Annotated in this window: 6 protein-coding genes and 1 pseudogene; 5 read left to right on the forward strand and 2 right to left on the reverse strand. The window is 30.1% G+C overall.

The window, feature by feature from the left end:
• Both ACHZC3_RS13325 and ACHZC3_RS13330 read left to right on the forward strand, forming a co-directional pair.
• Positions 1 to 582, forward strand: a pseudogene (locus ACHZC3_RS13325) (long-chain fatty acid--CoA ligase); the annotation flags it as partial.
• A gap of 55 nt (positions 583 to 637) precedes the next feature.
• Positions 638 to 1,279: an alpha/beta hydrolase gene (locus ACHZC3_RS13330; RefSeq protein ID WP_394760381.1), complete on the forward strand. Its 642-nt coding sequence runs from the start codon at positions 638 to 640 to the stop codon at positions 1,277 to 1,279.
• 64 nt (positions 1,280 to 1,343) lie between these two features.
• Here the strand turns inward: ACHZC3_RS13330 and ACHZC3_RS13335 are convergent, their stop codons facing one another.
• Both ACHZC3_RS13335 and ACHZC3_RS13340 read right to left on the reverse strand, forming a co-directional pair.
• Positions 1,344 to 1,811 carry a hypothetical protein gene (locus ACHZC3_RS13335; protein WP_394760382.1) on the reverse strand — a complete coding sequence of 156 codons (468 nt, stop codon included), beginning with the start codon at positions 1,809 to 1,811 and terminating at the stop codon, positions 1,344 to 1,346.
• A 3-nt stretch (positions 1,812 to 1,814) separates the two neighbouring features.
• Entirely contained in the window at positions 1,815 to 2,579 is a 765-nt protein-coding gene (locus ACHZC3_RS13340) for an MBL fold metallo-hydrolase (RefSeq protein ID WP_394760383.1), read from the reverse strand.
• An 83-nt stretch (positions 2,580 to 2,662) separates the two neighbouring features.
• Between ACHZC3_RS13340 and ACHZC3_RS13345 the strand changes: the two genes are divergently transcribed.
• The 3 genes from ACHZC3_RS13345 to ACHZC3_RS13355 all read left to right on the forward strand — a co-directional run.
• Entirely contained in the window at positions 2,663 to 4,129 is a 1,467-nt protein-coding gene (locus ACHZC3_RS13345) for a TonB-dependent receptor (RefSeq protein ID WP_394760386.1), read from the forward strand.
• A gap of 102 nt (positions 4,130 to 4,231) precedes the next feature.
• Positions 4,232 to 5,380, forward strand: a complete 1,149-nt coding sequence (locus ACHZC3_RS13350) for a helix-turn-helix domain-containing protein (RefSeq protein WP_394760384.1) — start codon at positions 4,232 to 4,234, stop codon at positions 5,378 to 5,380.
• Between the two features lie 156 nt (positions 5,381 to 5,536).
• The coding region (locus ACHZC3_RS13355) for an alpha/beta fold hydrolase (RefSeq protein ID WP_394760385.1) at positions 5,537 to 6,276 on the forward strand (740 nt) is incomplete at its 3' end.

A 6,276-nucleotide genomic window follows, 5' to 3' on the forward strand; every position in this document is an offset into this window, starting at 1 on the left:
GTAAAAATTGCTCAGGATGGCGAAATTCTTTGTAAAGGACCAAATGTAATGATGGGTTATTATAAAGACGAAGCACAAACAAAAGAAGTTCTTAAAGAAGGTTACTTTCATACAGGAGATATTGGAGAAATTGATAGTGAAGGTTTCTTAAGAATTACAGATCGTAAGAAAGAAATGTTTAAAACCTCTGGCGGAAAATATATTGCACCACAATTACTAGAAAATACGATGAAGCAGTCCCGTTTTATAGAGCAAATTATGGTAATTGGAGATGGTCAAAAAATGCCTGCCGCTTTCATTCAACCTAATTTTGATTTCATAAAAGAATGGGCAACATTGCACAATATAACTTTAGGGAATACAAATGAAGAAATAATAGCCAATCCAAAAGTTATTGAACGAATTCAACAAGAAGTAGATTTATTAAACGAGAAATTTGGTAATTGGGAAAAAATAAAACGTTTTGAACTCACACCTGATTTATGGACAATTCCTGCTGGTCATCTTACTCCAACATTAAAACTAAAGCGCAAAGTAGTCCTAGAAAAATACCACGGACTGTACGAGAAAATATACAACTAGCTTTTTCAATAGTGTCGTCTAAAGAAACTATACTATTTGATAAAAAATATAAACCATGACATTACATCATCTCGTTAGAGAACCAAAAATAAAATTAGGTAAGAATCCAGTATTAGTATTACTTCATGGTTATGGTAGCAACGAAGAAGATTTATTTTCTTTTGCTAATGAATTACCAGACCATTATTATGTAATTTCGGCTCGTGCACCTTATAACTTAATGCACGGAAGTTATGCTTGGTATGCTATAAATTTTGATGCTGATGAAAACAAATTTTCAGATTTAGATCAAGCTAGAACTTCTCGAGATTTAATAGCTAATTTTATAGATGAATTAATTGCTAATTACCCAATTGATGCTAATGATATAACACTTGTAGGTTTTAGTCAAGGTTGCATTTTGAGTTATGCAATTGCTTTATCTTATCCTAAAAAAATACAACGTGTGGTTGCTATGAGTGGTTATTTTAATACTGAAATTACAAAAGAAGGTTTTGAAAATAATGATTTTAGCAAACTAAAAATCTTTGCTTCTCATGGCTCTGTAGATCAAGTTATTCCTGTAGATTGGGCTAGAAAAGCGAAACCTATGTTAGATACTTTAGGAATTGAAAACGTGTACAAAGAATACCCTATTGGACATGGAATTTCTCCACAAAATTTTTATGATTTAAAGAATTGGTTGGAAAAAATTTAAACACAAAATTCACGAAGAATAGAAGAACACATATGTAAGTCTTCATGAACTTTGTGTTTAAAAATTACTGTTGCGGATAAAGTAATGTTTCAGCTGTTTCAAAAGTTATGGAATCATCTTTTTCTATAAAATATTTAATAATGATTTCTCCCCAACCTGACGTGCCTGTAAAATCAGCAATTATCCAACGGTGGTTTAAGAATCGAACTTTATTTATTACCATTCCGTCATAAGGAATTAGTTTGTTTCCAGCAGGATTTGAGTTCAAATCCATTAATTTCTCTTTTATTTGAGGCATTAATTTATTTACATCGTAATTTTCTAAATAGTCAATAGCTTTATCATTATGAGCTAACGAAAAATAATCACCATCTTCTTTTTCGTCAACAATTTTAGTAAGACTGTCAGTCATTTTGACTCTAAATTTTTCTGCACGATCTGCATCAAAATTAAATTTTTTTGTCGAATACATGTATTGAAAAATATTCAATAAGACAGAAAATATCAATCCGTATAAAACCAGTTTCTTCATTTTTTATATATTAATTATTAAATTATCGTAAGCCAAAAACACATTATTAGGTAGTTTTTTTTGAACCTCTTCGTGAAAACCAAGAATATGACTAATATGAGTTAAATACGCTTTTTTTGGTTGCACAATAGTAATAAAATCTAAGGCTTCTTGCAAATTAAAATGTGTATTATGTGGTTCTTCACGCAAGGCATTTATAACCAATACTTCCAGATTTTTTAGTTTATCAATTTCTTCACTTTCAATCGATTTTACATCAGTTAAATAAGCAAAATTATCAAATCGATATCCGAAAACCTGCAAATTTCCATGCATAACATTAATTGGAATTATTTTTTTTGAATCAATGACAATAGAAATATTATTTACTACCTCTATAGGAAGAACACCTGGCGAACCTGGATATTTATTTTCCGTTTCAAAAATATAATCGAAACGTCTTTTCAAATTATTCAATACCCTAGTATGCCCATAAATAGGAATATTTCCTTGCTTGAAGAAAAACGGACGAATATCGTCTAAACCTGCAGTATGATCAGAATGTTCGTGCGTAAATAAAATAGCATCAATGTGTTGACAACCAGAAATCAACATTTGCTGTCTAAAATCTGGACCGCAATCTATTACAAATGATTTATCTTCCCATTCGATCCAAACAGAAACACGTAAACGCTTGTCTTTTGTGTCTAAACTATGACAAACAGAATGCTGACTTCCTATAACAGGAATGCCTTGAGAAGTACCAGTACCTAAAAAATTGACTTTCAATTAAATTATTTTTTACAAAAATAAAGATTATTTTTATGTAAAGCTTTCTATTTTATTAACTTTGCAATGTATTATCCCCAATGATGAGAAATTTAGAAAACGAAATTACGCTAAAAGGAGACAAAGTTATTGAACAAATACCTTCAACAACTGATAAGGCTTTGCGTATTAACCTTAACGATAACATCTACGGAACCTTTGCAGAAATAGGTGCTGGACAAGAAACTGTTCGTCATTTTTTTAGAGCTGGTGGTTCCTCTGGTACAATTGCAAAAGCAATGTCTGCTTATGATAAAGACTTTAGTGATGCTATTTACGGTATTGAAGATGATGGCCGTTATGTAACTGAAAATCGTTTGCGAAAAATGTTAAATCATGAAATTGATTTAATTGAAGAGCGTTTGGATAGAGAAAAACATCCTACAAAAATGTTTTTTAGTTATGCTAATACTGTGGCTACGATAGATTTTGCAAAACAATTTAAAGGTCACGGTTGGGTAGGAATTAAATACCAAATAGATTCTGACGAAAGCTATAACGAGATATTACTTCACATCCGTTTTAAAGAAACTGATGCAAAACTGCAACAAGAGACTCTAGGAAAACTAGGTGTAAACCTAATATATGGTGCGTTTTACAAATACAATGACCCAAAAAGATTGTTGCGTTATTTGTACGATCACATAGATAAAGACCAACTAGAAATAGATACTATAAATTTCTCAGGTCCTCGATTTGCAGATGTCGATAATCGATTAATGAGTTTACAATTAGTAAAAAATGGAATGACCGATGCTGTAATGTTTGATCCAACGGGAAAAAATATATTACCAGCAGCTGTTTTATACAAAAAAAACATATTGGCTTTACGCGGAAGTTTCCGTCCTGTAACTAAGGTTAATATGGATATGTACGAGAAATCGTTACAAATGTTTGTAGATGGAAATAAAGTAAAGAAAGAAAACACATTAGTCATATTCGAAATTACGCTTTCTAATCTTCGCTCTGACGGAGAAATAGACGAAAGAGATTTTATGGATAGAGCCGAATTGCTTTGTGCATTAGGACAAACGGTTATGATTTCGAATTTTCAAGAATACTTTAAAGTAGTTGAATATTTTTCTAATTATACCAAAGCTCGTATGGGATTGGCGTTAGGTGTAAACAACTTAATTGATGTTTTTGATGAGAAATACTATCGCCATTTAAGCGGTGGAATTCTTGAGGCTTTTGGTAAATTATTTTACCGTGATCTAAAAGTTTTCTTATATCCTATGGAAGATGAAAACGGCGAAGTGGTAAACTCACAAAACCTAAAAGTACATCCTCGTATGAAGGAATTATATAAGTTCTTTGCCTACAATGGAAAAGTAACGGATATTACAGATTATGAAAGAGAAAACCTTAAAATTTTCTCTCGTGAAGTCCTTAAAATGATTAACAATAAAACGCCAGGTTGGGAAAAAATGCTTCCTGAAGGTATTGCAGAGTTAATAAAAAAAGACCATCTTTTTGGGTATGACAATACTAAGGTTTTAGAAAAAGTTTAAAAAATATAATAATATAAATGAATCCTGAATTGTAAAAACAGTTCAGGATTTTTTTATTAATATGAGTATATTTGAATGTATATATTAAACAAAAGTAACTAAATGGATAAATCCGATTTTTTAAATACTATTACTCTAATTAACGTTTTTGTAATGTTGCTTCTCGCTTTATTTTTGCTAACAGTAAATACAAAAAACAAGATTTCAAACAGACTTTTTGCGAGTTTTCTTATACTTACAGCATTCGATTTGAGTAGTTTTTTTACCGACAAATATTTTGAAACTAATTTGAAGTTTGAAGTTTTTAGAATGACAGCTAGTTTGTTAATCATGCCCATTTTCTATTTGTATGTAAAAGCAGTTTGCCATTCAGATTTTCGATTAAAACCAAAACACTTAGCACTAATAATTCCGTTTTCAATTGCAAATTTAGTATTTATTCCAAGGTTTTATTTAGCGACCACAGTTGATACTATTTATATTTATGAGCACTTTAAGCAAATGTTAGAAATACGCTTTTTCTATATTCTGGCAGAGCTACAATATGCTTTTTATATTATTTCGGTTTTTATAATTCTAAAAAAATACAAAGAAGTTTATTTAGAGAATTATACCAATGCGAATAACTCATCCTACAAATGGTTGTTTCAAATGACTGTGTTTTTTCTAATTGCTCATTGTATTGTTTTCTTTAAATCTGTGATAAGATATACTGATTACAACGTGCTTCTCAACTCGTCGAATTTAAGTATTGGAACGATTGCGTTAATTATAAGTTGCTGGTTTGTATTGAAAGCGTTAAACAATCCTGAGCTTTTTAAAAGTGTCGATTCAAATATGTTATTGGTAAATGAAACCCTAAACACAAAAATCGTTTCAACAGAAAAAGAATCATTCGAAGCTCCAAAATCCGCAGAAATCATTTCACAAATTGAATATGTAAAAAAATATGTTTTAGAAAACGAATCCTATCTCGAACCATCATTAACAATACAAGAATTATCTAACCAAGTTACTATTCCTGTTCGAGATTTATCTATTTTGATTAATCATCACATGAATCAACATTTTTTTGATTTCATAAATGAGTATCGAATACAAAAAGCCATGCAAATTTTAAAAGATCCGTCAAAAAGTAAGTTTACTATTTTAGAAATTCTTTATGAAGTGGGTTTTAATTCAAAATCATCTTTTAATACTGCTTTCAAAAAATACACCAATCAAACCCCTACAGAATTCAGAAACTCATAATTATAAAGGCTTTGTAAAAAGTCGAACGTTACTAAAACAAAGTCGAACTAATTTAATTACTACAAATTGGTTCGCCTTTTTTCATTCGGTCGCCAATATTAAACTTCTGGTGCAATTTTGCTTCAAATTAATACTAACAATTAAAAATTTGAAACTATGAAAATTACATCTTTATTTATTTTATTTCTAATACCTTTCTTTTGTTTAGCACAATTAAAAGAAAATGATTCTAACCTAAAAAATCAAATTTCTGAAGAGAAATACGTCTTAATAAACGGTATTGAACAATGGATTACTATAAAAGGAAATAGTTCGAAACCTATTATATTGTTTATTCACGGAGGACCAGGAAGTCCAATAAGTCCTTACGTTGATGTTTTATACAAAGATTTAGAAAAGGATTTTATTATTGTTCAGTGGGATCAGCGAGGAACTGGAAGAACTTACGGACAAAATTCACCGCCTGAAGAATTAACTCCTGAATATTTGAAAGCTAATCCTTTAACAATCGAACAAATGACTAGTGATGGAGTTGAAGTATCAAAATATCTTTTGAAACATTTAGGAAAACAAAAAATCATACTTACTGGCACATCTTGGGGTTCAGCACTTGGAGTAAAAATAGTGACAAAGCAACCAGATCTTTTTTATGCTTATGTTGGACATTCACAAATTGTTAATTCTACTATTGATGAAGAATTTTATACTAAAATTTATAAAATGGCAGAAGACAAAAATGACAAAGAGGCTTTAGAAATATTAAATTCTATAGGCAAACCTCCTTATAATAGAGCAAAAAATGTAGGTTTGTTATTTAGAGTTTTAAAAAAATACGAAAGAGCAAATTCAACACCTGCTCCAGACAATTGGTTTCAACTTTCTCCAGCTTATGATAA

Origin of the sequence: Flavobacterium sp. (assembly GCF_043720215.1) — a bacterium.
In the GTDB taxonomy this organism is placed as follows: domain Bacteria; phylum Bacteroidota; class Bacteroidia; order Flavobacteriales; family Flavobacteriaceae; genus Flavobacterium.